Source organism: Gammaproteobacteria bacterium (assembly GCA_029884425.1).
In the GTDB taxonomy this organism is placed as follows: domain Bacteria; phylum Pseudomonadota; class Gammaproteobacteria; order S012-40; family S012-40; genus JAOUHV01.
In genome coordinates this window covers 23,877-50,414 of sequence record JAOUHV010000001.1, presented here as the reverse complement: position 1 = coordinate 50,414, position 26,538 = coordinate 23,877, and the positions used below count along the sequence as shown (strand labels likewise).

Annotated in this window: 28 protein-coding genes; 17 read left to right on the top strand and 11 right to left on the bottom strand. The window is 51.0% G+C overall.

Going from position 1 to position 26,538, the window contains the following annotated elements; translation table 11 throughout:
• Positions 1-2: 2 nt before the first annotated feature.
• From OEW58_00270 to OEW58_00260, 3 genes are read left to right on the top strand one after another with little or no spacing between them, the layout of a single operon-like run.
• Positions 3-728: a TIGR00730 family Rossman fold protein gene (locus OEW58_00270; GenBank protein ID MDH5299782.1), complete on the top strand. Its 726-nt coding sequence runs from the start codon at positions 3-5 to the stop codon at positions 726-728.
• Positions 729-766: 38 nt separating this feature from the next.
• Complete coding sequence (locus OEW58_00265; protein ID MDH5299781.1) at positions 767-1,060, top strand: DUF2782 domain-containing protein; 294 nt, start codon at positions 767-769, stop codon at positions 1,058-1,060.
• A gap of 16 nt (positions 1,061-1,076) precedes the next feature.
• Positions 1,077-2,015 carry a homoserine kinase gene (locus OEW58_00260; GenBank protein ID MDH5299780.1) on the top strand — a complete coding sequence of 313 codons (939 nt, stop codon included), beginning with the start codon at positions 1,077-1,079 and terminating at the stop codon, positions 2,013-2,015.
• A gap of 11 nt (positions 2,016-2,026) precedes the next feature.
• On the opposite strand, the gene OEW58_00255 is transcribed toward OEW58_00260, so the two are convergent.
• Positions 2,027-2,359, bottom strand: coding sequence for a c-type cytochrome (locus OEW58_00255; GenBank protein ID MDH5299779.1), 333 nt, complete (start codon positions 2,357-2,359; stop codon positions 2,027-2,029).
• Between the two features lie 320 nt (positions 2,360-2,679).
• On the opposite strand from OEW58_00255, the gene OEW58_00250 reads away from it, so the two are divergent.
• A complete protein-coding gene (locus tag OEW58_00250; GenBank protein MDH5299778.1) occupies positions 2,680-3,765 on the top strand; it encodes a conjugal transfer protein TraF in 1,086 nt (361 codons plus the stop codon).
• Here the strand turns inward: OEW58_00250 and OEW58_00245 are convergent.
• On the bottom strand, positions 3,762-5,381 hold the full coding sequence (locus tag OEW58_00245) for a hypothetical protein (protein MDH5299777.1): 1,620 nt from the start codon (positions 5,379-5,381) through the stop codon (positions 3,762-3,764). The two genes, OEW58_00250 and OEW58_00245, sit on opposite strands and share 4 nt — an antisense overlap.
• Positions 5,382-5,395: 14 nt before the next feature.
• Positions 5,396-6,607, bottom strand: coding sequence for a conjugal transfer protein TraF (locus tag OEW58_00240; GenBank protein ID MDH5299776.1), 1,212 nt, complete (start codon positions 6,605-6,607; stop codon positions 5,396-5,398).
• Positions 6,608-6,881: 274 nt separating this feature from the next.
• On the opposite strand from OEW58_00240, the gene OEW58_00235 reads away from it, so the two are divergent.
• Together OEW58_00235 and OEW58_00230 are read left to right on the top strand one after the other, a co-directional pair.
• Positions 6,882-7,193 carry a hypothetical protein gene (locus tag OEW58_00235; protein MDH5299775.1) on the top strand — a complete coding sequence of 104 codons (312 nt, stop codon included), beginning with the start codon at positions 6,882-6,884 and terminating at the stop codon, positions 7,191-7,193.
• On the top strand, positions 7,190-8,056 hold the full coding sequence (locus tag OEW58_00230) for a PfkB family carbohydrate kinase (GenBank protein ID MDH5299774.1): 867 nt from the start codon (positions 7,190-7,192) through the stop codon (positions 8,054-8,056). Before OEW58_00235 ends, OEW58_00230 begins: the two co-directional genes overlap by 4 nt.
• Here the strand turns inward: OEW58_00230 and OEW58_00225 are convergent.
• From OEW58_00225 to dnaA, 8 genes are all read right to left on the bottom strand, one after another.
• Positions 8,049-8,642 (bottom strand): LON peptidase substrate-binding domain-containing protein, encoded by a 594-nt coding sequence (locus OEW58_00225; protein ID MDH5299773.1) that lies wholly within the window; start codon positions 8,640-8,642, stop codon positions 8,049-8,051. The genes OEW58_00230 and OEW58_00225 overlap by 8 nt on opposite strands.
• Positions 8,629-9,246 (bottom strand): UbiX family flavin prenyltransferase, encoded by a 618-nt coding sequence (locus OEW58_00220; protein ID MDH5299772.1) that lies wholly within the window; start codon positions 9,244-9,246, stop codon positions 8,629-8,631. Before OEW58_00220 ends, OEW58_00225 begins: the two co-directional genes overlap by 14 nt.
• Positions 9,246-10,607: a UDP-N-acetylmuramate:L-alanyl-gamma-D-glutamyl-meso-diaminopimelate ligase gene (gene mpl / locus OEW58_00215; GenBank protein ID MDH5299771.1), complete on the bottom strand. Its 1,362-nt coding sequence runs from the start codon at positions 10,605-10,607 to the stop codon at positions 9,246-9,248. Before mpl ends, OEW58_00220 begins: the two co-directional genes overlap by 1 nt.
• Positions 10,607-11,140 carry a hypothetical protein gene (locus OEW58_00210; protein ID MDH5299770.1) on the bottom strand — a complete coding sequence of 178 codons (534 nt, stop codon included), beginning with the start codon at positions 11,138-11,140 and terminating at the stop codon, positions 10,607-10,609. The genes mpl and OEW58_00210 overlap by 1 nt, the downstream gene beginning before the upstream one ends.
• Positions 11,141-11,145: 5 nt before the next feature.
• Positions 11,146-13,563, bottom strand: coding sequence for a DNA topoisomerase (ATP-hydrolyzing) subunit B (gene gyrB, locus OEW58_00205; protein MDH5299769.1), 2,418 nt, complete (start codon positions 13,561-13,563; stop codon positions 11,146-11,148).
• A 17-nt stretch (positions 13,564-13,580) separates the two neighbouring features.
• Positions 13,581-14,678, bottom strand: coding sequence for a DNA replication/repair protein RecF (gene recF, locus OEW58_00200; protein MDH5299768.1), 1,098 nt, complete (start codon positions 14,676-14,678; stop codon positions 13,581-13,583).
• Positions 14,679-14,684: 6 nt separating this feature from the next.
• Positions 14,685-15,785, bottom strand: coding sequence for a DNA polymerase III subunit beta (dnaN, locus tag OEW58_00195; GenBank protein ID MDH5299767.1), 1,101 nt, complete (start codon positions 15,783-15,785; stop codon positions 14,685-14,687).
• A 231-nt stretch (positions 15,786-16,016) separates the two neighbouring features.
• Complete coding sequence (gene dnaA / locus OEW58_00190) at positions 16,017-17,447, bottom strand: chromosomal replication initiator protein DnaA (GenBank protein MDH5299766.1); 1,431 nt, start codon at positions 17,445-17,447, stop codon at positions 16,017-16,019.
• 164 nt (positions 17,448-17,611) lie between these two features.
• On the opposite strand from dnaA, the gene rpmH reads away from it, so the two are divergent.
• The 11 genes from rpmH (at position 17,612) to OEW58_00135 (ending at position 26,538) form a co-directional block, all read left to right on the top strand.
• Positions 17,612-17,746, top strand: a complete 135-nt coding sequence (gene rpmH, locus OEW58_00185) for a 50S ribosomal protein L34 (GenBank protein ID MDH5299765.1) — start codon at positions 17,612-17,614, stop codon at positions 17,744-17,746.
• Between the two features lie 33 nt (positions 17,747-17,779).
• Positions 17,780-18,187 (top strand): ribonuclease P protein component, encoded by a 408-nt coding sequence (rnpA, locus tag OEW58_00180; GenBank protein ID MDH5299764.1) that lies wholly within the window; start codon positions 17,780-17,782, stop codon positions 18,185-18,187.
• Positions 18,180-18,410 carry a membrane protein insertion efficiency factor YidD gene (gene yidD / locus OEW58_00175; GenBank protein MDH5299763.1) on the top strand — a complete coding sequence of 77 codons (231 nt, stop codon included), beginning with the start codon at positions 18,180-18,182 and terminating at the stop codon, positions 18,408-18,410. The genes rnpA and yidD overlap by 8 nt, the downstream gene beginning before the upstream one ends.
• A gap of 3 nt (positions 18,411-18,413) precedes the next feature.
• The gene (gene yidC, locus OEW58_00170) at positions 18,414-20,105 is read left to right on the top strand and encodes a membrane protein insertase YidC (GenBank protein MDH5299762.1); all 1,692 of its coding nucleotides are present in this window, start codon (positions 18,414-18,416) and stop codon (positions 20,103-20,105) included.
• 5 nt (positions 20,106-20,110) lie between these two features.
• A complete protein-coding gene (gene mnmE, locus OEW58_00165; protein MDH5299761.1) occupies positions 20,111-21,463 on the top strand; it encodes a tRNA uridine-5-carboxymethylaminomethyl(34) synthesis GTPase MnmE in 1,353 nt (450 codons plus the stop codon).
• Between the two features lie 77 nt (positions 21,464-21,540).
• On the top strand, positions 21,541-23,448 hold the full coding sequence (gene mnmG, locus OEW58_00160; protein MDH5299760.1) for a tRNA uridine-5-carboxymethylaminomethyl(34) synthesis enzyme MnmG: 1,908 nt from the start codon (positions 21,541-21,543) through the stop codon (positions 23,446-23,448).
• Positions 23,441-24,073 (top strand): 16S rRNA (guanine(527)-N(7))-methyltransferase RsmG, encoded by a 633-nt coding sequence (gene rsmG, locus OEW58_00155; GenBank protein ID MDH5299759.1) that lies wholly within the window; start codon positions 23,441-23,443, stop codon positions 24,071-24,073. The genes mnmG and rsmG overlap by 8 nt, the downstream gene beginning before the upstream one ends.
• A 30-nt stretch (positions 24,074-24,103) precedes the next feature.
• Complete coding sequence (locus OEW58_00150) at positions 24,104-24,886, top strand: ParA family protein (GenBank protein MDH5299758.1); 783 nt, start codon at positions 24,104-24,106, stop codon at positions 24,884-24,886.
• Positions 24,887-24,908: 22 nt separating this feature from the next.
• Complete coding sequence (locus OEW58_00145; protein ID MDH5299757.1) at positions 24,909-25,814, top strand: ParB/RepB/Spo0J family partition protein; 906 nt, start codon at positions 24,909-24,911, stop codon at positions 25,812-25,814.
• Between the two features lie 123 nt (positions 25,815-25,937).
• Entirely contained in the window at positions 25,938-26,177 is a 240-nt protein-coding gene (locus OEW58_00140; GenBank protein MDH5299756.1) for an AtpZ/AtpI family protein, read from the top strand.
• Entirely contained in the window at positions 26,146-26,538 is a 393-nt protein-coding gene (locus OEW58_00135; GenBank protein ID MDH5299755.1) for an ATP synthase subunit I, read from the top strand. Before OEW58_00140 ends, OEW58_00135 begins: the two co-directional genes overlap by 32 nt.

Sequence of the window (26,538 nt, the reverse complement as noted above, 5' to 3'; positions counted from 1 at the left end):
ATATGACGTCACAGCACAAGTTGTCACATCCGGGGATGGCTCCGGCAAGCGATACGATGTTATCCCGTGAGTCGTGGAAAATTTTTCAAATCATGGCCGAATTCGTCGAAGGCTTTGAGCGCATGGCGCAAATCCGGCCTTCGGTAAGTATTTTTGGCTCGGCCCGAACCCCGGTCGACCACCCCTATTATAAACAAACCGAGGACATCGCCCGCGCTTTATCTGACGCTGGTTTTAGCGTTGTCAGTGGTGGCGGCCCCGGCATCATGGAGGCCGCCAACAAAGGTGCGTTTGAGGGTAAGTCGCCCAGCATCGGCCTGAACATCCAACTGCCCAAAGAGCAGGTGGGCAATCCCTATCAGGATATTTCCCTGAGCTTCCGTCACTTTTTTTCGCGCAAGGTGATGTTCGTCAAGTACGCCGCTGCCTACGTGGTCATGCCTGGCGGGTTTGGTACCCTGGACGAGCTGGCGGAAATTCTCACCCTGGTGCAAACCCGCAAATCCCGCCGCATTCCGATCATTCTAGTGAATAAACCCTTTTGGCAGGGCTTGCTGAGCTGGTTTGAGCACAGCCTGATTGCTGAGGGCATGATCAATCCCGAAGACATGCAATTGATTCAGCTACTGGATGACCCGAAGGAGATTGTCGAAGCCATTTTTAATCACTACGAACACAGTGGTTTTGAGCCCAGCGCCGAGGAAGCGGAAATCATGCTTGATTTGTAGCGTTGGCCAAGCCGTGTCCAACTGTTTATAATCAGGGTATGACAACCTTGCGAACTCTACTCTTGGCCACTTTGGCCACATTGGCGTGGTTGCCTTCTGCTCAGGCCGAAGGTGACGATGTTGAACCTGAAATCACCATTCGTTCCCAGCAGAATGAATCCATCATTGAGGAATACCGCGTCAACGGTAATCTGTACATGATCAAGGTTACGCCCAAAAAAGGTCCTTCCTACTTTTTGGTCGATTCAAACGGTGATGGCGAATTGGATCAACGCAAGTCGGATCTTGATCCTCATATGCTGATTCCACGCTGGGTACTGTTCAGCTGGTAAGGCTCACTCGCACATTATGTCTGTTTACACCTCACTAACCTGGGCAGAGCTGCTCGATTTTTCGCATGGCTATGATATCGGCCAGCTTGATTCCTTTACCGGCATCCACAGCGGCATCATCAATACCAATTTCCAGTTACAGACAACTCGCGACAAGTATGTGCTCACAATTTTCGAGCGCCTCAGCAGCGAGCAAGTCCGCTATTTTCTGCAACTGAAACAGTTTTTGTACCAGCAAGGCTTGCCCATTGCGCTGCCCATCGCCAATCATCATGGTCAGTTGGTCACCACGCTCAAAGGCAAACCCGCCGCGCTCATCCAGTTCCAGCCTGGCCGCAGCATTTTCAGCGTGTCTCCCCAGCAAGCATTCGCTGTTGGCGCGGTGCTGGCGCAATTGCACTTGGCCTGTCGCGATTTTCCCGCAGGTCCCGAATCCAACCTGCGCGGCCTGAAGTGGATGAAACGCAGTTTTCAGGCGCTGGGTGGGCAAATTGACGGAACCCAACGCGCCCTGATCCAGACAGAACTGGATTTCCAGGCACATCACTGGGTGGATGACTTGCCTGGCGGCGTCATTCATGGCGATTTGTTCCGCGATAACTGCCTGATGCTGGGTGATCAGGTGTCGGCGGTACTGGACTGGTACGCGGCCAGCGTCGATCATTGGCTGTTTGATCTGGCCATTTGCATTAACGACTGGTGTGGAGATCATGAGGGTTCGCTGGAAGCGAATCTGGTTGACGCCATGCTCGCCGGGTATCAGTCCGTCAGACCGCTGACCAACGCCGAACAGCAGGCATTCGATTGGGCTTTACGTCGGGCGGCGTTGCGGTTCTACCTGTCGCGCTTGCTCGACATGCACAACCCCCAGCCAGGCGAGCTAACCCACATCAAAGACCCGGAGGAATTTGGCCGGCTGCTGCGCCACTTCCGCGACCAAACGATCGCGGCCTGACAATCGTTGGCTTACAACGACAGGATAAAATCCACTAACTTTTCGATATTTTCGTCCGTTACGCGCGGCGAGTACGGCGGCATGGGCACGCCCTTGGTTACGTCCGTCCAGTTGCCTTTGGTGCCTTTTTTAACCCGCTCGATCAAAACCCCCCGAGCTGCCTCCAAATCTTTATAGCGTTTGGCGACATCAACCCAGGCCGGCCCCACGATCTTGTGGTCTATGGCGTGACAGGCCGTACAGCCACTTTTCTTGGCAAGTTGAGGCATTTCCGTTGCGTTCGCCGATTGCAGCGTTGCTGAAAGCAGCATGGCCACAGCGAAGGTTCCTTGCAACTTTTTCATTTTTCCCCCTAGGTGTCAGGTCTTCCAAAGTTGGTTTTGGCAGGAAATCCGTCAGATCATTGGCGGTATGATACACCGTTCATTAGACCTTGGTAAATTTGAAGTTAGTTTATTTTATGATAGATAAGCTGCTGACAAAGTTCATAAAACTTGTCCATCGTTGGGTTATTTTTAGCCACCGGCATAATTTGCTACCTGATGAGTACAAATCCCGTTAAGCTGCGTTTTATCCACCACTGAGAATCTCTTCTACGCTGATGACTGTTTTCTCCATCCGTTTGTTACCATGTGTCTTCCCTGTCGCTATTTTGCTTTCGTTGTTGATCTCCGGAAACGCTGTCGCTGATGGCCGCGCCAATGGCGATGTCACCAGTTTGGCGCTGGGTGGCACGTTAACCACCCCGATCATGTCCTATATCGCCGGCGCCAATCCTGCGCAGTTACCCATGTTACGTGATCCCACCGAATTATTGATTTATCCCGGCAGTTACACCGAGGGTCATGGAACAGAGCGGGACTACAACGCCGCACTGGCCAACTATCAAAGCCAATATGACCAATTTCTCGCGTCGCCATCGGCCAACACTCAATCCTCACTCGAATCCGCTGCCCAGCGCTTTGCCAGCAGCGATCAGCAAGAATCCAAACACGCCTTCGGTGGCATTGTCTTACCGCACCTGCCAATCAGTTTGGATGCCCAGGTTCAGGTACACCACCAGGCAGCATTTCGCGGCAGCAAAACTGCCACCAGCGATTATTCCGACCCCAACCAGCCACTGACCCATGTCTATGGCGACTATCGCGCCCTGACCAGCGTCACGATGGCCGCCACCTTCGCGGGCATTGTGCTGGGGGATGCGGCCTCGGCCCGGCAGTTGAGCATCGGGATCAGGCCCAAGCTGGTTAGCCTTCGCAGCCGCGCCTACCATTTTTCCGCGCACAATATCAGCGGCATACCTTATGCGAGTGATTTTGCCCGCCAGTTCAATCTGGATGTCGGCGCACTGTACCGGGTCGATACTCTGTACACCGGGCTGTCCGTGCACAACGTGCAACCGCAAGCGGTTGATTTTTTTCTCGTCCCCGGCAGTTACCGCCAACGCCCCGATGCCCGCTTGGGCATTGCCCACCAGCAGGGGCGCTGGTTTAGCACGGCAGAAGTAGAGCTTGTTCCAGTACAGGATCTTTGGGGCGAGGATTCACAACACGTCCGCGCAGGTCTGGAGTTTAGCCCCAGGGCGCGATTCGCGCTGCGTGCCGGGGTAGCGTATGACCTCCTGGCGCAATACCCCACCGCGCTATCAGCCGGTTTGGGTTACAACAGCGAGTGGCTCACGTTGAATGCTTTCGGCCAAGCCAGCACCGATGCGCTCTCTACCGGCCTTTCCCTGGGCATTCGACTCTAGTGTGGTGTCCACTCGGCGATGTCGCCACCAAAATCGAACACATACCCGGTTCCGTTCGAATCTGTGCGGACAATCATTGGTCTGACTTCGCCGCCCACATTGACGTTCGCCAATATGGTGTAGTCGTTGATTTTTTCCCAAGTGCCCGGCAAGGGCGTGTCTGCACTCAAGTTGTTTCCTGAATTGTTGGGATCGGTGTAACCAATCGCCGCAGTCAGCGTCCCGTCCGGATTAAAGACCAAGTCGGCGGTATTTGTGCTGTCTTTGTTGCTGGTTAGATTGAGGTTAACCTCATCTGTACCAAGCACGCCCCCCACTTGTTGATCCATGGTTTGTCGATTGACGAAATCCGACGCGCTTGCCGCGACCGCCATTCCATTGGTCTGAAAATCTTCTACTAGGCGGAATATGTCCGCCTTGGGCGAACTCAGTCCAAACAAGTAATCCACCGCATCGCTCGGTGTGGCGCTGCCTGTTCCCAGCGCCAAATCTATTGCCCGTTGCGCCGCCGGGTCCATGTTGGGCAAATTGGCCTTACTTGGATCTCTAAGCAAAGAGGTGACAACCTCAATAGCCCGCATGCGGGCGCCAATATCGCGCTCATCACTGAGCAAGCCTGCAGTGTCCTTGTCCGTGGAGTTAGTCGCCGCCGACATCAGGGTATCCACGAACAACGCAAATTCGCTAAGCCGATCGGCGATATTCTGACGACTGCCGCTGGTCAGCGTGGTATCGGCGGCAATTCCATCCGGCACGGTGTCGGCATTGATCAGATCCCTTGCCGCAATAATCTGGGTCCATAATTTGGCTGGATCGCTGTGGATACTGGAAACCGAGGAGGGTACTGCGTTCCCCATTAGTGTCTTCGCCAGTGATTTCATCCAATAGGGATTCGGATCTTGTGGATAGTTCTTGTTATTGCCAAATAAATCCTTTTGTCCGTCGCTGTCTTTATACAGGCTGTTGAGATACGGATTGATTATTTCAGCGGTCTTTTGAATCTGCATCGCCAGATTAATGCGGTAACGACGGCTTTGCTCAATTAACGGTTCACCGATCTCACCCAGGTTGACCAAAATATCGCCGGCCATTTCAGCACCGGTCAAACCCTCGACGGCGGCGTATTCCAAACGATAGGCTGGGGTCATGTAGGCAAGCAAACTCGTAATGGGACTGGCGCTGTTGGATCCTGGCAACTCCATCGCATCTGTTCTCGTAGCCCAGCTGGTCAATGTGCCTTTGAATGGCTCTCCGGTCACCGTGTCATAGCCCTTGGTAATCTGTATCAGCGCCTCGTCAGCATATGGTGGTAGTTTCAGACAATGTTTGTATTTGGAGTCAGATTTGGGCAAGGCACAATAGTTCTCACCATAATTCTCGCCATCGACTTTGCTGTTATAGCCAAAATATCCATCCGTATCGGTGAACGCTCTTGGTTCCCACGGATCGAGTATGCCGTTTTGGTTGGTGTCGACGTAAACAATCGCATTGGCCAGGTAGCCATCAATGGCCCGGCCACTGATGGGGGCAGAACTGCCGTCGCCTGCGTCTTGTGGCGTGGTTGTACAGGCCGCCATGGCTACCAGTAATGCAACGTAACTAGCTCGTTTTTTCATTGCAGCATCTCAACTTAAAACAGCAACTCAAAACCCAGATTGATGTAGCCGGAACGTGGCTCGCCCTGGCCATCGATCACGACATTTTCCAGGGTATAGGCCACATCCAGGTTGACCATTTTGAAGAAGGTCAAACCGAACGAAACGTACTTCAGCTTGCTCCCCGCCAAGTTCTGGCGGATTCCGGCGCGTACGCCGGGGACAAACCAACTTCTGGTCAAATATCCACCGCTGATCGTCAACCATTGATAGCGATTGCCCAAGGCATCATTAACCGGGTTGGTATCCAGCGTAATCTGCCCAACCGCATCCAGGCCGTCATTGAAAATACCCAGTTCGATGTTTCCTTGTGGATCCATCACCCAGCGTTCGTTCATATCCACTCGTTCAGCAAACGTCTGTGCGATATAACATGCGTCGCGCGCGGCCCCTGTTTTGCCTTCACAGTTTTCGCCAATGGATTGGTATTCCAGGTACGGGCTGTTCAGGTTTTTGCCCATCAATCCCAATCGATGGTTGCGCCATTGCCACAATGCGCCAACATCCAAACCAACCGTGTCTGTCAGCGTAATGGATTTTTGTTGTTCGTCTTTGGCGATAGCGTCTATCCCGTCAGCCACGGCCAAACCGATCAGCGTCTTGCGCAGTCCACCCATGTAATAGACGCCGCGCACGCCCAGCGTCATGGTCGACTGATCATCCACAACCACCGGCAGGCTGTAACCAAGCGAGGCTTCGGCAATCATCGCAGTTTTGATATACAACGCACTGTTGGTTTCCAGCATGCCACTTGGCGGCGCCAGCGGATTTACCTTCAGCGGTGCATCAAGCAGACGAATGCTGGTTGCGCTGCTGATGTTGCTGTCAAACACCAGCGAACCACCCATAAGTTCTCTTGAAGTGAGAATAAGAGGATTCATGGGCAGTTCCATCCCCCCATAAATATTCAGATAGCCATTACGCCCGGCTTGGCTCAAAAAACTATCAAACCGTTCTTTGAGCTGCTCCGCTGTGTCCAGCGTCATGTTGTCCTGATTTTTTAATTCTTTTTGCAGCGCTTCCAAATCTGTCTGTAAATTATCCACCCGGCCAACTTCATAGCCAAACCCGATGCTGCTGAGCAATCCCATGCCCAGTCCCCACCGCTCCCATTCCAGGGTCATCGCTGGCATCGCCGGGTTATTGCTATAGGAATTCAGCAACTGCAAATTGCTGCCATTTCCCAAGGTTAAATTCGACCCAGCCGGTAGGTTTACTGGCGCACTCCACACCGGCGAACTTAACAAGCAGAGCAATAATGCGAATTTGGTTTTTTTCATCAAGCGGGTCTGTAAAATAGGGGCGCCACCAATCCTGGTCCTGGCCAATCACGCTCGGTCGGACAGATAACTGCTTTGGCGGCAGAAGCACAAGGTTCTTTAGAATTTGTTCATGCGGTTAATCGCCCTAGGCGATTGTTTATTCAATGAAATCAATCGATAGCCCACACGGAATAATGTCATGGAAAACGCGGTTTGCCCCCATTGCCAAGAGGCACTGATTACCTCCAAACAACGCCTTTTGGGCACCTTGTGGATGGACATGTACTGTTCTGGCTGCGGCGGGAGGAGTTCGCTCAACCACATTGGCCTGGCCCTCATTTACATGACCTGGGTGTGGAACGTTGCTTTTTTTGGCTTTATGGCCGTCGCCGAAGAAAGTCTGGTGTACTTGGCCGTGATGCTGGTTGGTTGGGGGATTCTGCAGTTTTTTGCTTTTTACCTGCCGCTGTTGCGGTTGCGTCGCAAACAACCTAACACCTCCGCCCAATGAGTTCAGTGTTATGCGTTGGCATCGCCACGCTGGATATTGTGAATGAAGTTGATGCGTATCCGGCCGAGGACGCCGAGGTTCGTGCGCTGGCCCAGCACATCCGCCGTGGCGGCAATGCCGCCAACAACGCGGTTGTTCTCGCACAGCAAGGACATCGGGTTGCTTGGCTGGGCAATCTGGCCGATGACCTGAATGCGGATTTGATCAAAGCCGACCTTGCTCGCTACCAGGTGAATTACCCCCAGGCCCCGGTGATTGCGCGCTCGGCCACACCAACCTCATACATAGCCCAAAGCCGGCGCACGGGTTCCCGAACCATAGTGCATTACCGCAACCTGCCGGAGTTAATGCTGGCGCATGCCTCGGCTGCCTGGCAGGACTATGACTGGGTTCATTTCGAGGGCCGAAACGAATCGGTCACCCTCATGCAATTACAACAAATTCATGCCCTGGATTGCTCGCATCGTCCCAAAGTGTCGATCGAAATTGAAAAAGTGCGTGAACGTGAATGCGAGCTTATCGCTTTTGCCGATGTGGTGTTTTTCTCGCGTGACTATGTCCGCAAGCAGGGGTGTTCGTCAGCGTCTGAATTTACTGCTGGCCTGTCGATTCAAGCCGATCAGCTTGTGGTTATTCCTTGGGGAGAAGAGGGCGCTTACGCCTACACCAGCAAAGATACCTTTTTTGCCCCGGCAGTCGCCAATGTCCAGGTCGTCGACAGCATAGGCGCGGGTGACTGTTTTATCGCTGCATTTATCCACGCCCAACTGCAAAACACTGATCTACTCAATTCGCTGCAAATGGCCAATCAATTGACCGCTCGCAAATTGGCGCAACAGGGTTTTGATAATTTAACTATTTGAGTTTTAGTTTTTTCAGCAGAGCCGCGAGCCTTTCCAGGCGCACGATGGGATCGGTCAATTGCAGAAAATACTGTTTTTGGCTCAGCTTCATCGGTAACAGCTCCGCCAGACGAAACCCCAGCCAAGTGGCATCTTCATAATTTTTAGGCATGTTCAAATAGCGATAAGACACCTGGTCGATTATGTCGCGACACATATCCACCAAGTACATATACTCTGACGGTATAGCTTCTGCGGGTTCTGCATCAAATGGATGCACGCTTGCTGTAATCAACCGATTGGGTTGTTGCGCAGCTTTTTCGATATTGATTCGCTGTTCTCCCAACACCGTAATACCTAGCAGACCATCCTGACGCGTATGCCAGTCATGAATTGATGCCAAGGTACCTACGTCATGGGTAGTGGTTGCACCACCGCCCACTTCTTCGCCATCACTGATCAGACAAATTCCAAACTGACTGTTGTTTCGCAGACAGTTGCGAATCATGTCAATGTAGCGAGGTTCAAAAATTCTTAGCGGCAGCAATCCGCCGGGAAATAAAACTGTGTGCAGGGGGAAGATAGGGGTGACTTCAGAGCTTGCCATTGCTGCCCCAAGGTTTTATCAAATCCTGAGGAACATTCAAGTGATCCAGGATACGCGCCACCACATGATCGATCAGTTCTGCGATCGTTGTCGGACGGTGATAAAACGCTGGGCTGGCTGGCATCACCGTCACGCCCAGGCGTGACAGTGTCAGCATGTTTTCCAGATGTATAGCCGAATAGGGCATTTCTCTAGGCACAATGATCAGCTTCCGTTGTTCTTTTAGCATCACGTCTGCGGCGCGCTCGATTAACGATCGGCTCGACCCATTAGCGATTGCAGAAAGTGTGCCGGTAGAACAAGGACAAATGACCATGGCACGTGGCGCGTTAGAACCACTGGCCACCGGTGCCATCCATTCATTTTTACCAAAAACGGTGAGCAGGGTAGGGTCTGCTGAAAAACGTTGCGCCAGGTATTCCGCAATTTCGCGGTTGGTTCCAGGCAAGTGCAAATCCATTTCGGTCGCCAACACCACTTTGGCTGGCGATGAAATCATCAAATAGACTTGCTGCCTTGCCCGCAACAAACATTCGATCAAACGCAACGCATACACCGCGCCCGAAGCACCGGTGATGGCAATTGCGATTGCCGAATTGGCCACTAACTTAATGCCTCAATCAAACGGCGGTGGATATTTTCGAAACCTCCGTTACTCATAATCACGATTTCGTCACCCTGATGGGCCGAGGCTTTGAGATGATCGATGACCTCCTGCACGCTGTCGTACACTGCTGCAGGTTGCGGCATCCGTTTGGCCATCGCATGCAAATCCCAACTCAAACCCGGTGGCTGAAAAAAAACAACTTCATCTGCCGGAGCAAACGACGCCGGCAAAGTATCAATGTGCGAACCTTTACGCATGGTGTTGGATCGTGGTTCAAATACGGCGATAATTTTTTTATTGCCGATTTTTCTGCGCAATCCATCGAGCGTGGTTTGAATTGCGGTTGGATGATGGGCAAAGTCATCGTAAATTTTAATGCCGCGTGGCTCGCCGCGTAGTTCCATGCGTCGTTTGGCGTTGATGAATTCAGCCAGCGCTTCACAGGCAACATCTACCGGCACACCCGCATGACGTGCCGCAGCGATTGCCGCAAGCGCATTGCTCACGTTGTGAATGCCCAGCAAATTCCAGCGAACTGTGCCTAATTTTTCGCCGCCAAACATGACATCGAATTCTGAACCATCATCTGCATGCAGTACCGCATGCCAACCTGTTTGCTGAGAATTTTCTAATGAAAATTTCTCACTGGGCGTCCAACAGCCTTTGCCCAACACGTCTGCAAGATTGGTATCATCGGCGGGATATACGACCAAACCATTGCCTGGCACAATTCGCAGCAAATGATTGAATTGTTTTTTTATCGCATCCAGATTTTCAAAAATGTCGGCGTGATCGAATTCCAGATTGTTCAGTATCGCGGTTCTGGGCGAGTAGTGTACGAACTTTGATCGCTTATCAAAAAATGCAGTGTCGTATTCATCTGCTTCGATGACAAAAAATGGCGTTTCACCCATGCGGGCCGAAATACCAAAATTTTCTGGAATGCCGCCAATCAAAAAACCTGGCGCCATGTGCGCATAATCCAAAATCTGCGCGACCATGCTCGACGTAGTGGTTTTGCCGTGCGTACCAGCGACAGCAATTACCCATTTATCTTTTAGCACGTGATCATGAATAAACTGTGGACCGGAAACATAGGGCAGTTGATTGTTGAGTATATGCTCAACAAATGGATTGCCCCGTGCCATGGCGTTGCCAATGACGTAGAGATCGGGTTGTTTTGCAACGGAAGCAGGATCATATCCTTGAGTCAGCGCAATACCTTGCTCTTCCAGTTGCGTGCTCATCGGCGGATAAACTTGTTGATCACTGCCCGACACTTCAAAACCCATTTCACGGGCAAGCAGCGCAACGCCCCCCATGAAAGTGCCACAAATTCCTAAAATATGAATATGCATTAGCCCGCCGTATACATGCTGAGAACTTTGACCAAACGCAGCGTAATGGTCGCGGATAGGTACAAAAATATCATTGCCATTCCCGCTGCCGCGATGAATGGAATATCAAGCGCAAAACGAAACACGTGCGCGATCATCACTGTTTCCCACACCACCAACACAATCCAGAACGCCGTGTACAGATATTGCGTTGTACCTTCTGCGCCGCTAAACAACATGATGATAGGGAAGGCGATTATGGAGATGATCGTGCCCGCACCGGTTATGGCTGTTACGGTCTGCACAATCCGTTCTGGATTTTTTCTTATCCACAATGAAACGTTAACGATGAATATCAACAATCCTGTCTGCACTGCACTGACGAACACCGATTCGATCAGGCTTTGGCTTTGGATCAGAATGATGACGCCCACAGTCCAGTAGGCGAGGATAGCGGTGTACTGCGCCGTTAATGATAACGGCGCATCTGCTGGCGATGCTTTTAAAGTACTGACTTTAAAAAAGAATTCAAGCCATCGCAGCATAATTTGCACCCGTGTTAAACATCCAGGTTTCCTACGGACAACGCATGGTGCTCGATAAACTCCCTGCGTGGTTCCACGTGGTCACCCATCAGTGTTGAAAAAATGTTATCCGCGTTAATCGCATCTTCAATGCGTACTTTCAGCAATCGGCGACTTTCGGCGTTCATCGTCGTCTCCCAAAGCTGATCCGGATTCATCTCGCCCAAACCTTTGTAGCGCTGAATGTGCTGTCCGCGCTTCGCTTCTTGCAGCAACCAATCAAAAGCCTGCTTGAAGCTCGCAATCTCAGCACTTTTCTCACCGCGCTTTATTTTCGCGCCATCGCCAATAAGACCCGACAAGCTGTTGTTGAGCGAACCTATGGCAGCGTATTCTGCTGATCTAAACAAATCCTCGTCCATCAGGACTTCACGCGTCACAGCGTGTTTCTCAATGCTGATCACCGGCAAGTACAACTTGTCTTCCAAGGTCTCGCGCAGAACCGCAGAATATTTTGCCGTCGCCTGATCTCCATTGAGCTGCTGCAACAGTTGCTCCAGCCAATTTTCCATCGCTGCTTTGTCGTTTAGTTTTTCTGAATCCAACAAAGGCGTGTACAGCAAGCGTTCCAGCAGATATTCGTCAAAGCGTACTGCCAAACGGGTGATAGATCCCATGACTTGCTGATAATTTAAACACAAAGCTTCCAAGCCCTGACCCGAAATCGGTGGTGTGGCATCATTGATGTAAAGCTCTGCGCCTTCCATTGCGGTCTGGAGCAAATAATTTGCCAGTGCTGCGTCGTCTTTTACATATGACTCCTGCTTGCCTTTTTTCACCTTGTACAAAGGTGGTTGGGCAATGTAGACGTATCCACGCTCGATCAATTCATGCATCTGACGATAGAAGAACGTCAGTAGCAATGTTCTGATGTGCGATCCATCCACGTCAGCATCCGTCATGATAATGATGCGGTGGTATCTCAATTTTTCGATGTTGAATTCTTCGCGACCAATGCCACAGCCCAGCGCGGTTATCAGTGTTCCGACCTCGGCGCTTGCCAGCATTTTGTCAAAACGGGCTTTTTCCACATTCAGGATCTTACCTTTCAAGGGCAAAATCGCCTGGTACTTTCTATCACGGCCCTGTTTGGCCGAACCACCTGCGGAGTCACCCTCGACCAGAAACAGTTCAGACAGGGCGGGGTCTTTTTCCTGGCAATCAGCTAATTTGCCTGGCAGTCCCGCGATATCGAGCGCTCCTTTTCGGCGAGTCATTTCACGTGCTTTTCGTGCTGCTTCACGAGCACGCGCAGCATCCACGATCTTGGTGACAATCGCTCTTGCATCGCTGGGATTTTCCAATAGGTACGTTTGTAAATGCTCACTAAACGTAGACTCAACGATTCCTTTGACTTCTGATGAAACCAGCTTGTCTTTGGTCTGCGATGAAAACTTTGGATCAGGTACTTTCACCGAAACCACTGCAGTCAAACCTTCACGCGCATCATCACCGGAAAGATTCACTTTGGCCTTTTTGGCATAACCTTCTGCTTCGATGAACTGATTGAGTGTCCGTGTTAATGCGCCGCGGAATCCAGCCAAATGTGTTCCACCATCCTTCTGCGGGATATTGTTGGTGAAACAGAAAATGTTCTCCTGGTATGAGTCATTCCACTGCAATGCGACTTCCACAGTCACTCCATCTTTTGCTGTAGTCACATACAACACCGAAGGATGAACGGGGGTTTTGAGTTGATTCAAATGCTCTACAAAGGCCGTAATGCCACCTTTATATTCGTATACATCTTGTTTGTCAGTGCGCTTATCCAGCAACTGGATTCTTACACCTGAATTTAAAAAAGACAGTTCGCGTAAACGCTTTGCAAGAATTTCATACTGAAAATCTATATTGGTAAACGTAGCAGCACTCGGATGGAAACGGATTTCAGTTCCACGTTCTGCTGTCTCGCCAATTTCTTTCAATGGTTCGTCAGGATTACCGTTCCGGTACTTCTGATAATAAAGTTTGCCGTTTTTCCTTACTTTCAGTTCCAGCTCATCAGATAGCGCGTTTACTACCGATACACCGACGCCATGCAACCCACCTGATACCTTGTATGAGTTGTCATCGAACTTACCACCTGCGTGCAGCACGGTCATAATGACTTCCGCAGCCGAAACACCTTCTTCTGGATGTATGTCTACTGGTATGCCGCGACCATTGTCCTTAACCGAAACACTATTGTCGCGATTGATTATCACTTCGATAGTATCGCAATGACCTGCAAGAGCTTCGTCAATAGAGTTATCGACAACCTCAAACACCATGTGATGTAAACCAGTGCCATCATCCGTGTCACCGATGTACATTCCTGGACGCTTTCTTACTGCATCCAAGCCACGTAATACCTTGATATTTGACGAATCGTACGTATTACTATCTGTTGTCATAACTGCCTGCTAGATATCTAATTTTTTATTGAGCTTATAGTACCGTGTTTCACGTGAAACATCGAACTATCCAAAAATCTGTCCAGCCGTAAATCTTCTTTTTTAACGCTGGTAATCAATAACTGAGTTTTTTGAGCTAACAACACATCCAACAACTGGTCAAAACTTTTCTCATCTAACTCAGAGCTAACATCATCTAATGCAAGAATACTTTCTTTCCCAGACACCGAACGGAAATGAATAATCTGGGATACAAGTAGAGCGTAAACAAGTAATTTCTGCTGTCCTCGTGATAGCACTTCCTTGGCATCGTGTTTTCCAACTTTTATACGTATATCAGCAACGTGGGGTCCCTGCATGGTACGCCCACGTTTAAGATCTTGCTCAAGGCCAGACTTCAAATACTCTACAAACGATAGTTCTTGAGATACACCGGATCTCAGCTGAACATTTAGATCCATATCCTCAAATAACGAACTGCAAAGCGTATTTATAAAAGGCACCAGTGAGGAGAAATATGATTCCCTAAGTTCGGTAACACCAGTGCCTAATCTTCCGAGTTCAACATCAAGAGATGCCAGTAGATCTGCATCTTGTTTATTGCGTAATCCTTTAATCAATAATGCATTGCGATGCCTGATCGCTTTTTTAAACATGCTCCAAGTTTTGCCATAGGAATGTTCCACGTGAAACACTCCCCAATCTAAAAAGCGCCTTCTATGGTGTGGCCCACCATCTAGTAGTTCATGGCTACTTGGAGTCACAACCAGTAGTGGTAGTGCTTTAGCGAGCTCAGCCCGATTGTTAACGCCACAGCCATTAACACGAAATTCACTGCCAGAATTACCTAGAGAAACACCAAGCGTGTTGTTGTGCAGTCCTTGGGAAAAGTTACAAGAACCAAAAACTGTAGTCTTGGCTTCACCATCACGAATGACACTGCGCTGCAGATTAGTTCTAAACGATCTACCTGTGCTTAGCAAATAAGCCGCTTCCAGGATAGAAGTCTTACCACTGCCATTGTCACCAAACAGGACATTAACACCCGGTGACAGTTGAATGTCCATTTGTTTGATGTTTCGCAAATTGTGTATGGACAGTGTTTCCAAGGCCATTTATGGTTAAAGTCTCATTGGCATAACAACGTACAGAGAATTATCACCCTGAGTTGGCGTTACCAAGGCACTGCCATTGGCATCAGTAAAACGGATTTTGACTTGATCGGTATCTACAGCACTGATGGCATCTGTCAGATAATTTACGTTAAAGCCAATAGTGAGATCTGCACCCTGGTAATCAATGGCGATTTCATCCTCAGCTTCTTCCTGCTCGGGATTGTTGGCTTTGGTTTTTAACATGCCATTTTGTAATTCCAAGCGAATGCCGCGATATTTTTCATTCGACAAAATAGCAGTACGCATCAAGCACTGCTTCAAATCATCTTTATTGGCGTAGACAACATTGTCACCGCTCTTGGGAATAACTGCGTCATAGTTTGGGTACTTACCATCGATTAATTTGGTGGTAAACGTCACGTCAGCTGTTTGGAACTGAATATAATTTTCACCCAGCAGCATCTGCACATGATCATCTGCACTATTGAGCAGGCGACTGAGTTCCATAACCGCTTTACGGGGAACAATCGCTTGAAACACTTCGTTTAAGCCAGTTTCAACATGACATTGAGCCAAAGCCAATCTGTGCCCATCAGTTGCAACTACACGAATACGGTTGGCGGTAATTTCAAGCAGAAGACCGTTGAGGTAATAACGGACATCCTGCAATGCCATAGCGAAAGAAGTTTTTTCAATGAGTTTCTTTAGTTCAGTCTGAGAAACCGAAACTTTAAAGCGTGGATTGTCTGAATTGATAACCGGAAAATCATCTGCACCTAATGTGGCAAGCAAAAACCGGGTCTTGCCAGACTTCAGGTAAGCTTTTTCATTGTTCACTTCAAAACTAACCGTAGCACCTTCGGGAAGCGCTTTGCAGCTATCTTGAAGTTTACGAACCGGAACGGTTATTGCCCCAGATTCTAGTGAGTCAACCACACAACCGGCAATGACCTCCATTTCAAGGTCAGTTGCGGTGATGGTTAACCCATTGGGGTCGAGTTTAAACAGTACATTGGAAAGAATCGGTAAGGTTTGCCTTTTCTCAACAACACCACTCACAGTTTGCAACGGTTTAAGTAGAGTTTCCCTTTGTGTACTGAACTTCATTTTGCGCCGTCCCGGTTTGTTAATATATATAGATTAAAGTATTACTTTACTTGCTATTGTTATTACTGAGCCATGTTTCAGTGGATAACTTTAATTTTAATAGAAAAATTAACAAGTTAAGCCAATATTTTCGCAATATAACCAGTTAGGAACCGGCTTATTGCTTGTGGATAAACTGTGACAAAAAAGGCAGTGTAAGATTTTCGTCGAGTTATCCACAGGTTGTCTACATCAAGTCGTTAGTATTCTTAACAGGTTGTTATAATCTTCGGAAATTTTAACATCCTTGCGCTTTAACTCTTCAACTTTCCGGCAGGCATGGAGCACAGTGGTGTGGTCTCTGCCTCCAAACGCGTTGCCAATCTCCGGTAAGCTATGATCGGTGAGTTCCTTGGCGAGGGCCATGGCCACTTGGCGTGGACGCGCCACAGACCGTGAGCGGCTCTTTGAGAGCAAATCGTTTAGCCGGATCTTGTAGTACTCAGATACTACTTTCTGGATGTTCTCTGTCGTGACCTGTTTTTCATGCGCTGCCAATAGGTCTTTTAGGGTTTCACGTGCGAAATCAACCGTGATCTGCTTATTGGCAAAGCGCGCATGGGCAACTACCCGACGAAGAGCGCCTTCAAGCTCACGGACGTTGGAGCGAATGCGCTTGGCAATGAAAAACGCCACATCATCGGGTACATGCACATCCTGACCCTGTGCCTTACTGAGCAGAATCGCAACACGGGTTTCAAAGTCAGGCGGCTCAACTGCAACCGTCAAACCCCAGCCGAAACGGGATTTGAGACGCTCTTCCAGGCCGTTGACCTCTTTGGGGAAGCGGTCACAGGTCAAAACAACCTGCTGTTGACCTTCGAGCAGGGCATTGAAGGTGTGAAAAAATTCTTCCTGAGAGCGCTCTTTGCCGGCAAAGAATTGAATATCGTCGATTAGCAGCACATCAAGTGATCGATAGTAGGTTTGAAACCGTGACATGGCATTCTTCTGAAGAGCATTGACCATGTCTTTAACGAATTTTTCTGAGTGCAGATAAGCGACCTTGGCTTTGGGCTTGCGGGCGAGAATGGCATTGCCGATCGCGTGCATTAAGTGGGTTTTACCCAGACCAACACCACCGTAAATGAACAGTGGGTTATAGCCAGTGCCGGGGTTTGAGGCGACTTGGTCCGCGGCGGCGCGAGCCAGCTGATTGGACTTGCCTTGGACAAAGGTGTCGAAAGTAAAATGTTTGTTCAGACTGCTGCTGTGCAGTATGTTGGGGGTATCGTCAACCGACGCGACCGAGCGGGGTGGTGCAATGGTTGCGGTGTTGTGCGAGCCAGCAGTAGGGGCACCAGCCATCGCAGCCGCCAGCGGCGAACGCGCTGGCAGGTTTTCTCGGGCGGCGACGCTGGGAGCCGTGTTTGTAGTCGTTCTTGTGGGGGCCGGGGCGCCAACTTCTAGTTGGATGCTTACCCCGGGGTCGTCGACCAGTGTCAGAATTCGCTGAAAAAACCGGTCCTTAACCCATTTAAGTACAAAATTATTGGGCGCAATAATACGAAGCTGCTGGTTTTCAAGTACACCCCGTAAGGGCCTGATCCAAGTGTTAAATTGCTGCGCAGACAATTCGCTTTCAAGCGAATCTAGCACTTTATTCCAGAGTAAATCGGACACGAGATATGGACCATGGTGGCGAATCAAACTGCCCAGTTTAGCGATGTTCAAATGATCGTTCCACCTATTTATGTGGAAAAAAGCAGGGGGATCGCCTTGACAAAATATCCTCACGGACGTATTCTTGGCCGCCTTTTTACAGACTACCAAGTAGGATTTGTACTATGAAACGTACGTTTCAACCAAGCAATCTGAAGCGCAAGCGCGTTCACGGTTTCCGTGCTCGTATGGCCACCAAATCTGGTCGTCAGATTCTGAATGCCCGTCGTGCACGCGGTAGAGCAAAACTGTCAGCTTAATTGCTGACAGTTCTTTTTTCCCCACGTCTCCTTTTGCCCACGCTGATCAATCACACGGGCGATAAAGGCAGCACAGATCTCGTGCAGCAGGAAACAACAGACTGTCGTTTTCCAAAGTCGGTGCGTTTATGCAGCGCTGCGGAATTCAAAAATGTTTTTGAAAAACCACGAAAAATAAACTCGGCGGGATTTTCACTGTATGTGCGCACTAACCAGTTGCAATATTCTCGACTGGGTCTTGCAATCCCCAAAAAGGCAGTCAAACTGGCCAGTAGCCGAAATCGCTTGAAGCGACTGGTTCGTGAGAGTTTTCGCCATCACCGGGATCTAGGATCGGTGGATATTGTTTTTCTTGCCTACAAAGGCGTAGACGAACGCACAAACCAAGATATCATGTGTGCCTTGGAGCAGGCATGGCGGCGGGTGAAACAGCATGCGTAAAATTCTGACCGGTGTAATCTGGCTGTATCGCTATGGCATCAGTCCTTTTTTAGGTAATAATTGCCGTTTTTATCCCACCTGTTCCGCGTACGCACAGGAAGCTATCGAAAAACATGGGGCGCTGAAAGGGTCATACTTGGCCACCAAGCGTATTTGTCGTTGCCACCCCTTTTGTGAAGGGGGTGTCGATTTAGTACCTGAGAAGTCTGAAACAAAAAACTAGCTTATGGAAAACCAACGTCTTTTGCTGTTTTTAGCTCTGAGCCTGGTCATTCTCCTGATATGGGAGGCATGGCAGGATAAAAATACGCCTGTTACCCCAACAGTTGCGACAGTAAGCAGTGGTGAAACAACCCCGCTTGCCGTACCAGCCGATAAATCTGCACCCACCACACCTTCTGATCTGCCGACTGCGGTAGCGATGGAAGAGCCAGCTCAGCCCGCCGAAGCGGCTGACAACGCCAACATGGATCGCGGCAGTCTGGCAACACAGAAGCGCATTCGTGTTGTTACCGATGTGCTGGATGTGGACATCGACACGCTGGGTGGTGATTTACGTCGCGCCTACTTGCCGACATATCCTGTTAGCCAAGATACACCGAATAAACCTTACCCATTGATGGGCGACGAACTGCCGCAGTTGTTTGTGGCGCAGTCCGGCCTGTTGTCTCAGCAGGGTGGCCCGGATCACCACGCTATGTACCAGGTTGATCAGGACCAATTCGTGCTCAACGATGGCGAAGACACTGTTACAGTTGCGTTGCGCTGGACAGATGGCAATGGTCTGGAAGTGATCAAGCAGTACACGTTCACGCGTGGTTCGTACCTGATCAAACTTGACCACATCGTAAAAAACAACGCTGGCGCAGAGTGGAAGGGACGTTTATACCGTCAATTCCAGCGTTCAGAATACGATGAACCCGGTAAATCACGTCTGCTCTACACCTTCACTGGTGGCGCAGTATCAACACCGGAAATTCCGTATTCAAAAATCGATTTTGATGAATTTGCAGAATGGAAGGCAGAACAGAGTTACACAACCGGCGGTTGGGTAGCGATGCTGCAACACTATTTCGTTACCGCCTGGATACCCAAGTCAGACGAAGTTAACAATATCTACACCCGCAACTACAACGATACTCGTTACATCCTGGGGATGACGGGCAAAGAAGTGTCGGTGCAGCCAGGTCAGCAGCAGGTACTGGATACCCAGCTGTATATTGGTCCGAAGTTGCAGCATGTGCTGGAAGAAATTGAACCTAACCTGAAGCTCGCGGTGGATTACGGCATTTTGTCGATCATCGCCCAGCCGCTGTTCTGGTTGTTGGAAAAGCTGCACCAGCTGACGCAAAACTGGGGTTGGTCCATCATTTTGCTGACCTTGATCATCAAGCTGGTGTTCTACAAGTTGTCCGAGGCGAGCTACCGCTCCATGGCCAACATGCGCCAGTTGGCACCCAAGTTCCAGGCCATTCGTGACCGTTACGGCGATGACCGTCAGCGCATGACCCAGGCGACCATGGAGCTGTACAAAAAGGAAAAGGTCAATCCAATGTCCGGCTGCTGGCCGATGTTGGTACAGATTCCGGTGTTTATCTCGTTGTACTGGGTACTGCTGGAAAGCGTCGAGATGCGTCAGGCGCCGTTTATCCTGTGGATAACCGACCTGTCGACCAAGGATCCGTACTTTGTATTGCCTATCCTGATGGGTATTTCGATGTACATTCAGCAAAAACTGAGTGACAACCCGTCCATGGACCCGATGCATCGCAAGATCATGCAGTTCCTGCCGATCGTGTTCACGCTGTTCTTCATGCTGTTCCCGGCCGGTCTGGTACTGTACTGGGTGGTCAACAGCGTACTGTCGATTTTGCAGCAGTGGTACATCATGCGCAAAATTGAAAAAGCGACTGCATAACACCGATGAAAACTCAGGGCGATACCATTTGCGCCCAGGCAACGCCCCCCGGTAAGGGGGGCGTTGGCATTATCCGTATCTCTGGTCCGAAAGCGGCGACCATTGCCGAAACTATTCTCGGCCACTGTCCCAAAACCCGTTACGCTGAATTTCTTCCCTTTAACGATGAACATGGTCAGATGCTCGATCAGGGTATTGCGCTGTTTTTTAAAGGGCCGAATTCGTTTACCGGCGAAGACGTGCTGGAATTGCAGGGCCATGGTGGCCAAGTCATCATGGACATGTTGTTGCGGCGCGTGGTGGCCGCGGGTGCCAGACTGGCCGAACCGGGCGAGTTTTCCCGTCGTGCCTTTCTTAACGACAAGATCGATCTGGCCCAGGCCGAGGCCATCGCCGACCTGATCAATGCCTCCACCGAAGAGGCGGCAAAGTCGGCGATGCGTTCCCTGCGCGGCGATTTTTCTGCCAAGGTGCACGCACTGGTCGAACAGTTGATCTACCTGCGCATGTACGTTGAATCGGCTATCGACTTTCCCGAAGAAGAAATCGATTTTCTCAGCGATGGCGAAGTCGAGCGCATGTCGAGTGAGTTTTTGGCCGAGCTACAACAGGTGCTACACGCCGCCGAGCAGGGTTGCCTGCTGAACGAGGGCATGACCCTGGTCATCCTGGGTCAGCCCAATGCGGGCAAATCCAGTTTGTTGAACACCTTGTCGGCGCGGGAAACGGCGATTGTCACCGACATTGCCGGTACGACCCGCGACGTATTGCGCGAGCAGATTCAGATCGACGGCATGCCGGTGAACATTGTCGATACCGCTGGTTTGCGTGAATCCACCGATGTGGTTGAGTTGGAAGGTATACGCCGGGCCTGGCGCGAAGTGGAACAGGCCGACCGCATTTTGCTGCTGCTGGATGATACCCAGGGGTGGACGGCGGCGGAACAGGCCATTATCGACAAACTGCCCAGGGGTACGCCGGTGACGGTGGTGCGTAACAAAATTGATCTGTCTGGCGGCAACGTGGTGGGGCAATCGCCCACGCATGGGCCGTCGATCGGCATCTCGCTAAAGACCGGTGCGGGAATGGATGAATTGAAATCCCACTTAAAGCAGCTCATGGGTTACCAGGGTGGCGGCGAGGGGGTGTTCATGGCTCGCCGGCGGCATGTAGATGCTCTGCAGCGGGCTCTGGCGCTGACGCAAACGGGTATGGCCCAGTTGCAACAGCATGCCGCCGGCGAGCTGTTGGCCGAGGATTTACGCCAGGTGCAGCAGGTGCTTAACGAAATTACCGGCGAGTTTGACCACGAAGATTTGCTTGGCCGTATCTTTTCCTCTTTCTGCATCGGCAAATAGAGTTTCATAAAAAATAGAGTCTTAAGTCCTAAACGGCTAAAATGACGCCCTTTTTTGACGTTTAACCAGGTTTTTCCATGTTTTACTCCGACGTATTTGATGTGATTGTGGTGGGCGGTGGCCATGCCGGTACCGAAGCAGCCCTGGCGGCTGCGCGCATGGGTGCCAAAACCCTGTTGCTGACCCATAATGTGGAAACCATCGGCCAGATGAGCTGCAATCCCGCCATCGGCGGCATTGGCAAAGGCCATCTGGTGAAAGAAATCGATGCCATGGACGGAGCCATGGCACGGGCCGCTGACAAGGGCGGCATCCAGTTTCGTACCTTGAACTCGCGCAAGGGGCCGGCGGTACGTGCTACCCGCGCCCAGGCCGACCGGGTGTTGTATAAAGCCGCCATACGTGAAATGGTGGAAAACCAGCCCAACTTGACAGTGTTTCAGCAGGCAGTTGATGACCTGATCGTCGAAAATGAAGCAGCAGTTGGTGTAGTGACGCAGATGGGCTTGGCCTTCCGTGGCAAGGCGGTGGTGTTGACGGTTGGCACTTTCCTCGGCGGAAAAATCCACATCGGCTTGAACAATTACCAGGGGGGGCGCGCTGGCGATCCTCCCGCCAACGCCCTGTCACGCCGTCTGCGCGAGTTGCCGTTCAATGTACAGCGGCTGAAGACCGGTACCCCGCCACGCATCGATGGCAAGAGTATCGATTTTTCGGTGATGGAAGCCCAGCCCGGCGATACGCCGCGCCCGGTGTTTTCCTTCATGGGCAGTCATGCTGATCAGCCGCAGCAGATTTGCTGCTACATCACCCACACCAACGAGCGAACCCACGAGATTATTCGTGGCGGTATGGACCGCTCGCCCATGTACACCGGCGTGATCGAAGGTGTTGGTCCGCGCTATTGCCCGTCGATTGAAGACAAAATCGTGCGCTTCGCCGACAAAAATTCGCATCAGATCTTTATTGAGCCAGAAGGTCTGAACACCCACGAGGTTTACCCCAACGGCATCTCCACCAGCTTGCCGTTTGACGTGCAGCTGGAATTGGTGCGCTCTATTCGTGGACTGGAAAATGCCCACATCATGCGTCCTGGCTATGCCATTGAATACGACTTTTTTGATCCGCGTGACCTTAAACCCACGCTGGAAACCAAGCATGTACACGCACTGTTTTTTGCCGGCCAGATTAATGGCACCACTGGTTACGAAGAGGCAGGGGCGCAGGGCTTGATCGCTGGCTTGAATGCCGCCCGCCTGTCACAGGGCAAAGAGGGATGGTCGCCGCGCCGTGACGAGGCCTATATCGGTGTGATGATCGACGATCTGATCACGCGTGGTACCGCCGAACCTTACCGTATGTTCACCAGCCGCGCCGAATATCGCCTGATGCTGCGTGAAGACAATGCTGACATGCGCCTGACCGAACGCGCCTATCAACTGGGCCTGGTCGGCGAGGCACGCTGGCGCGCCTTCTCCGAAAAACAGGAAGCGATTGCTCGCGAACAGCAGCGATTGAGGGCAACTTGGGCAGTTCCCGCCAAGTTGGAAGAAGTCGAAATGACGCGTGTTTTAGGCAAGCCATTGGCGCGCGAGGCCAATTTGATGGATCTGCTGCGTCGCCCGGAAATTAGCTATGAGAAACTGATGACCCTGCCAGGCATGGGGCCGGGTGAAACAGACCCGGCAGTGATCGAACAGTTGGAAATTGCGGCCAAGTACGCGGGTTACATTGATCGGCAAAAAGACGAAGTCGAGCGAAATCAGCGTTACGTGGATGTCAGTTTGCCGACCACTTTGGAGTACGCCGACATTCGTGGTTTGTCCGCCGAGGTGACCCAGAAGCTCAATCGTGTGAAACCGACCAGCGTAGCGCAGGCGGCCAGCATTCCCGGCGTAACACCCGCAGCGATTTCACTGTTGTTGGTACACTTGAAGCGCAAGCGATTGCTCAAAGACGATGACGGTGAACTAAAGCATGGCTGATCTGTTGAGCGAACTGCGGGCAGGTCTGGCGCATTTGAACATGCAGGCCGATGAAACGCAGCAGCAGCAACTGCTGGAATTTGTCGCGTTGCTAAAAAAATGGAACAAGGTTTACAACCTGACGGCGCTACGCCGCGAAGACGACATGCTGCGCTTGCACATTCTCGACAGTCTGGCGGTGCAACCGTTTGTCAGTGGCCAGCGGGTGGTCGATATTGGTAGCGGCGCGGGCCTGCCGGGCATTCCTCTGGCGATTATGAATCCGCAGCGGCATTTCACCTTGGTCGACAGTAATGGCAAAAAAACCCGCTTCATTACTCAGGCGTTTGCCCAGCTGAAATTGAAAAATGTCGAAGTGATTAATTCCCGCTGCGAAGACTTTCATCCCACCAATTTGTATGATTGCGTCATGGCCAGAGCCTTTGCTGCTGCGCCCAAAGCGGTGGCGTTGATTGAGCATCTCCTGGCGCCGCAAGGCGAAATTGTGTTGATGAAGTCCAAACAGGCCGGCGAAGAATTACAGCAATTGCCGGACTTTTATGATAAAAAACTCCAATCGTTCACGGTGCCAAATTTAAATGCCGAACGTAATGTACTGATATTACGTCGCAATCAAGCGCAATAACTGCTTTCGAACCTAATCATGGAGTGCTGTATGGCAAGAATTATTGCCATTGCTAATCAAAAGGGTGGAGTAGGAAAAACCACGACCACGGTCAATCTTGCAGCATCACTGGCAGCAACCAAACGCCGCGTGTTGTTGATCGATATGGACCCCCAGGGCAATGCGACCATGGGCAGTGGGGTGAATAAACATGATGTTGAATTATCCACCTACGATGTTCTGGTCGAAGGCGTGGCTGCCAAAGATGTTTTGATCAAGGTGGAAGAATCCGGCTATACGGTGATGCCGACCAATGCGGATTTGACTGCCGCCGAAGTGCATTTGCTGAATCTGGACAACCGTGAAAAGCGTCTGCGCAATGCATTGGCGACTATCGAAGATGATTACGATTACATCCTGATCGATTGCCCACCATCGCTAAATATGCTGACACTGAATGCCTTGGCGGCGGCACGCTCGGTGATGATTCCCATGCAGTGCGAATATTTTGCGCTGGAAGGGTTATCGGCACTGCTTGATACGATCAACAAAGTACAGGAAACCATCAATCCCGAATTGGAAATCGAGGGATTGCTGCGCACCATGTACGATCCGCGCAACAACCTTGCTACCCAAGTGACTGAACAATTGGTCAAATATTTTGGTGACAAGGTTTATCGAACTATAATTCCACGCAACGTGAGATTGGCTGAAGCCCCCAGTTACGGTCAGCCAATCCTTATTTATGACAAAGCATCCCGTGGTGCGCAGGCCTATTTGTCGCTGGCGGGTGAAATTTTGCGGCGGGATGATCCGGTCGTGCATCAAGACTAATGGCTGAAGGAATATGAGCAACATGGTGAAAAAACGTGGCCTGGGACGAGGACTGGACGCACTGATTGGAGCATCAAGCAGCAAACCTGTTTCGACGACTCCGGGTACAACAGTGGACGGTGACAGCGAAATGCGTGATGGCGGCGTCGATGGCCAGTTGCGACAGATGTCAGTGGATTTGATCCAGCGAGGCAAATACCAGCCGCGTATCGACATGCACACCGAGGCGTTGCAGGACCTGGCCAACTCCATCAAGGCTCAGGGTGTGGTGCAGCCGATCGTAGTTCGTCCCATTGGCGGCGGACGCTTCGAAATCATCGCCGGTGAGCGTCGCTGGCGGGCTACCCAGTTGGCCGGACTGCATGAAATCCCGGTAATCATCCGCGACGTGCCGGATGAAGCCGCCGTTGCCATGGCATTGATCGAGAACATCCAGCGGGAAGAACTCAACCCGATGGAAGAGGCCAATGCATTGCAACGGCTGATTGACGAATTCAACATGACACACCAGCAGGCCGCCGATGCGGTGGGGCGTTCCCGCGTCGCAGTCAGCAATCTGCTACGCCTGCAGTCGCTGGCAGAGGAAGTGAAGCGCATGCTGGTCAACGGTGACCTGGAAATGGGTCATGCGCGCGCCCTGTTGCCGCTGGAGGGTAATGAACAGCTCAAGGCCGCCCGAATAGTAGTGGCCAAATCCATGTCGGTGCGAGAAACCGAGCGGCTGGTGAAAAAAATTCAAATCGCCAAAGAGCATCCGGAACAAAAAGTTAGCGTCGAAGATCCAAACATCCGCAGCTTGGAGGAGCGTATTTCCGAGCGGCTGGGTGCCAAAATAAAGATTGCCCAAAGCGGAAAAGGCAAGGGCCGCCTGGAGATATACTACAACAGCCTGGATGAGCTGGACGGTATACTCGCCCACATAAAATGATTAAAAAAACCGGGTTAATTCAACCATTTCCCTACAGAAACTAGATTAACCGTGGATTAAAGTCCTTGCGGCTGTTTGGAACACCGGGCTATAATTGCGCCCGCTTTTTTGGGCTCGAATTTTATGGCAGAAAAACAAGGAATCAACCTGCTGGCAGGCGGCGTAAGTAGCTTGCTTGGCTCGATGGTAATCGCCGGTTTTCTGCTTGGTTATGCCACGGATTACTGGCTTGATACAACGCCGTTGTTTTTTCTGTTGTTTGGTCTTTTGGGTTTGATCGGCGGCGCCCAAAAAGTAATGAAAGTATTGAGTCACCCGGAATTTAATAACGTTGAAAAACCCAAACGGCGACGTCAGCAATAACACCCGACGCTTGATGATGTTCCAGGCGGCCATAGGCGTTGCTGTTGCTGCTGGGTTTTTCTTCTGGGGAAATGGCTGGCAAGCTGTTTCAGCACTGTTCGGATTAAGCGCCGCCCTATCGTCAGCCTTGATGCTGGGTACGGGCGTAACACGCGCCAGCGCAGCCGCATTGCGCGATCCCAAGAACAGTATGGGCATTCTTTATTTTGGCGCAGTGAAGCGCTTTGTTCTGGTACTGGCTTTTTTCATGGTTGGCCTCGGCCTGTTGGGCCTGGACGCGCCGGCCATGTGCGCGGGATTCATCGCTGCGCAACTAGGGTTTCTTTTTAATGTACGGGGCGCTGCTAAGGCCTCTGTCTAA

Excerpts from the sequence above, each read along its gene's own strand:
- dnaN (MDH5299767.1), bottom strand. The coding sequence starts at position 15,785 with ATGAAGTTCAGTACACAAAGGGAAACTCTACTTAAACCGTTGCAAACT.
- mnmE (MDH5299761.1), top strand. The coding sequence starts at position 20,111 with ATGAAAACTCAGGGCGATACCATTTGCGCCCAGGCAACGCCCCCCGGT.
- rsmG (MDH5299759.1), top strand. The coding sequence starts at position 23,441 with ATGGCTGATCTGTTGAGCGAACTGCGGGCAGGTCTGGCGCATTTGAAC.
- OEW58_00230 (MDH5299774.1), top strand. The coding sequence starts at position 7,190 with ATGAGTTCAGTGTTATGCGTTGGCATCGCCACGCTGGATATTGTGAAT.
- yidD (MDH5299763.1), top strand. The coding sequence starts at position 18,180 with ATGCGTAAAATTCTGACCGGTGTAATCTGGCTGTATCGCTATGGCATC.
- OEW58_00235 (MDH5299775.1), top strand. The coding sequence starts at position 6,882 with ATGGAAAACGCGGTTTGCCCCCATTGCCAAGAGGCACTGATTACCTCC.
- OEW58_00145 (MDH5299757.1), top strand. The coding sequence starts at position 24,909 with ATGGTGAAAAAACGTGGCCTGGGACGAGGACTGGACGCACTGATTGGA.
- yidC (MDH5299762.1), top strand. The coding sequence starts at position 18,414 with ATGGAAAACCAACGTCTTTTGCTGTTTTTAGCTCTGAGCCTGGTCATT.
- gyrB (MDH5299769.1), bottom strand. The coding sequence starts at position 13,563 with ATGACAACAGATAGTAATACGTACGATTCGTCAAATATCAAGGTATTA.
- recF (MDH5299768.1), bottom strand. The coding sequence starts at position 14,678 with ATGGCCTTGGAAACACTGTCCATACACAATTTGCGAAACATCAAACAA.
- mpl (MDH5299771.1), bottom strand. The coding sequence starts at position 10,607 with ATGCATATTCATATTTTAGGAATTTGTGGCACTTTCATGGGGGGCGTT.
- OEW58_00270 (MDH5299782.1), top strand. The coding sequence starts at position 3 with ATGACGTCACAGCACAAGTTGTCACATCCGGGGATGGCTCCGGCAAGC.
- rpmH (MDH5299765.1), top strand. The coding sequence starts at position 17,612 with ATGAAACGTACGTTTCAACCAAGCAATCTGAAGCGCAAGCGCGTTCAC.
- OEW58_00140 (MDH5299756.1), top strand. The coding sequence starts at position 25,938 with ATGGCAGAAAAACAAGGAATCAACCTGCTGGCAGGCGGCGTAAGTAGC.
- OEW58_00150 (MDH5299758.1), top strand. The coding sequence starts at position 24,104 with ATGGCAAGAATTATTGCCATTGCTAATCAAAAGGGTGGAGTAGGAAAA.
- OEW58_00225 (MDH5299773.1), bottom strand. The coding sequence starts at position 8,642 with ATGGCAAGCTCTGAAGTCACCCCTATCTTCCCCCTGCACACAGTTTTA.
- OEW58_00255 (MDH5299779.1), bottom strand. The coding sequence starts at position 2,359 with ATGAAAAAGTTGCAAGGAACCTTCGCTGTGGCCATGCTGCTTTCAGCA.
- mnmG (MDH5299760.1), top strand. The coding sequence starts at position 21,541 with ATGTTTTACTCCGACGTATTTGATGTGATTGTGGTGGGCGGTGGCCAT.
- OEW58_00265 (MDH5299781.1), top strand. The coding sequence starts at position 767 with ATGACAACCTTGCGAACTCTACTCTTGGCCACTTTGGCCACATTGGCG.
- OEW58_00245 (MDH5299777.1), bottom strand. The coding sequence starts at position 5,381 with ATGAAAAAACGAGCTAGTTACGTTGCATTACTGGTAGCCATGGCGGCC.
- OEW58_00260 (MDH5299780.1), top strand. The coding sequence starts at position 1,077 with ATGTCTGTTTACACCTCACTAACCTGGGCAGAGCTGCTCGATTTTTCG.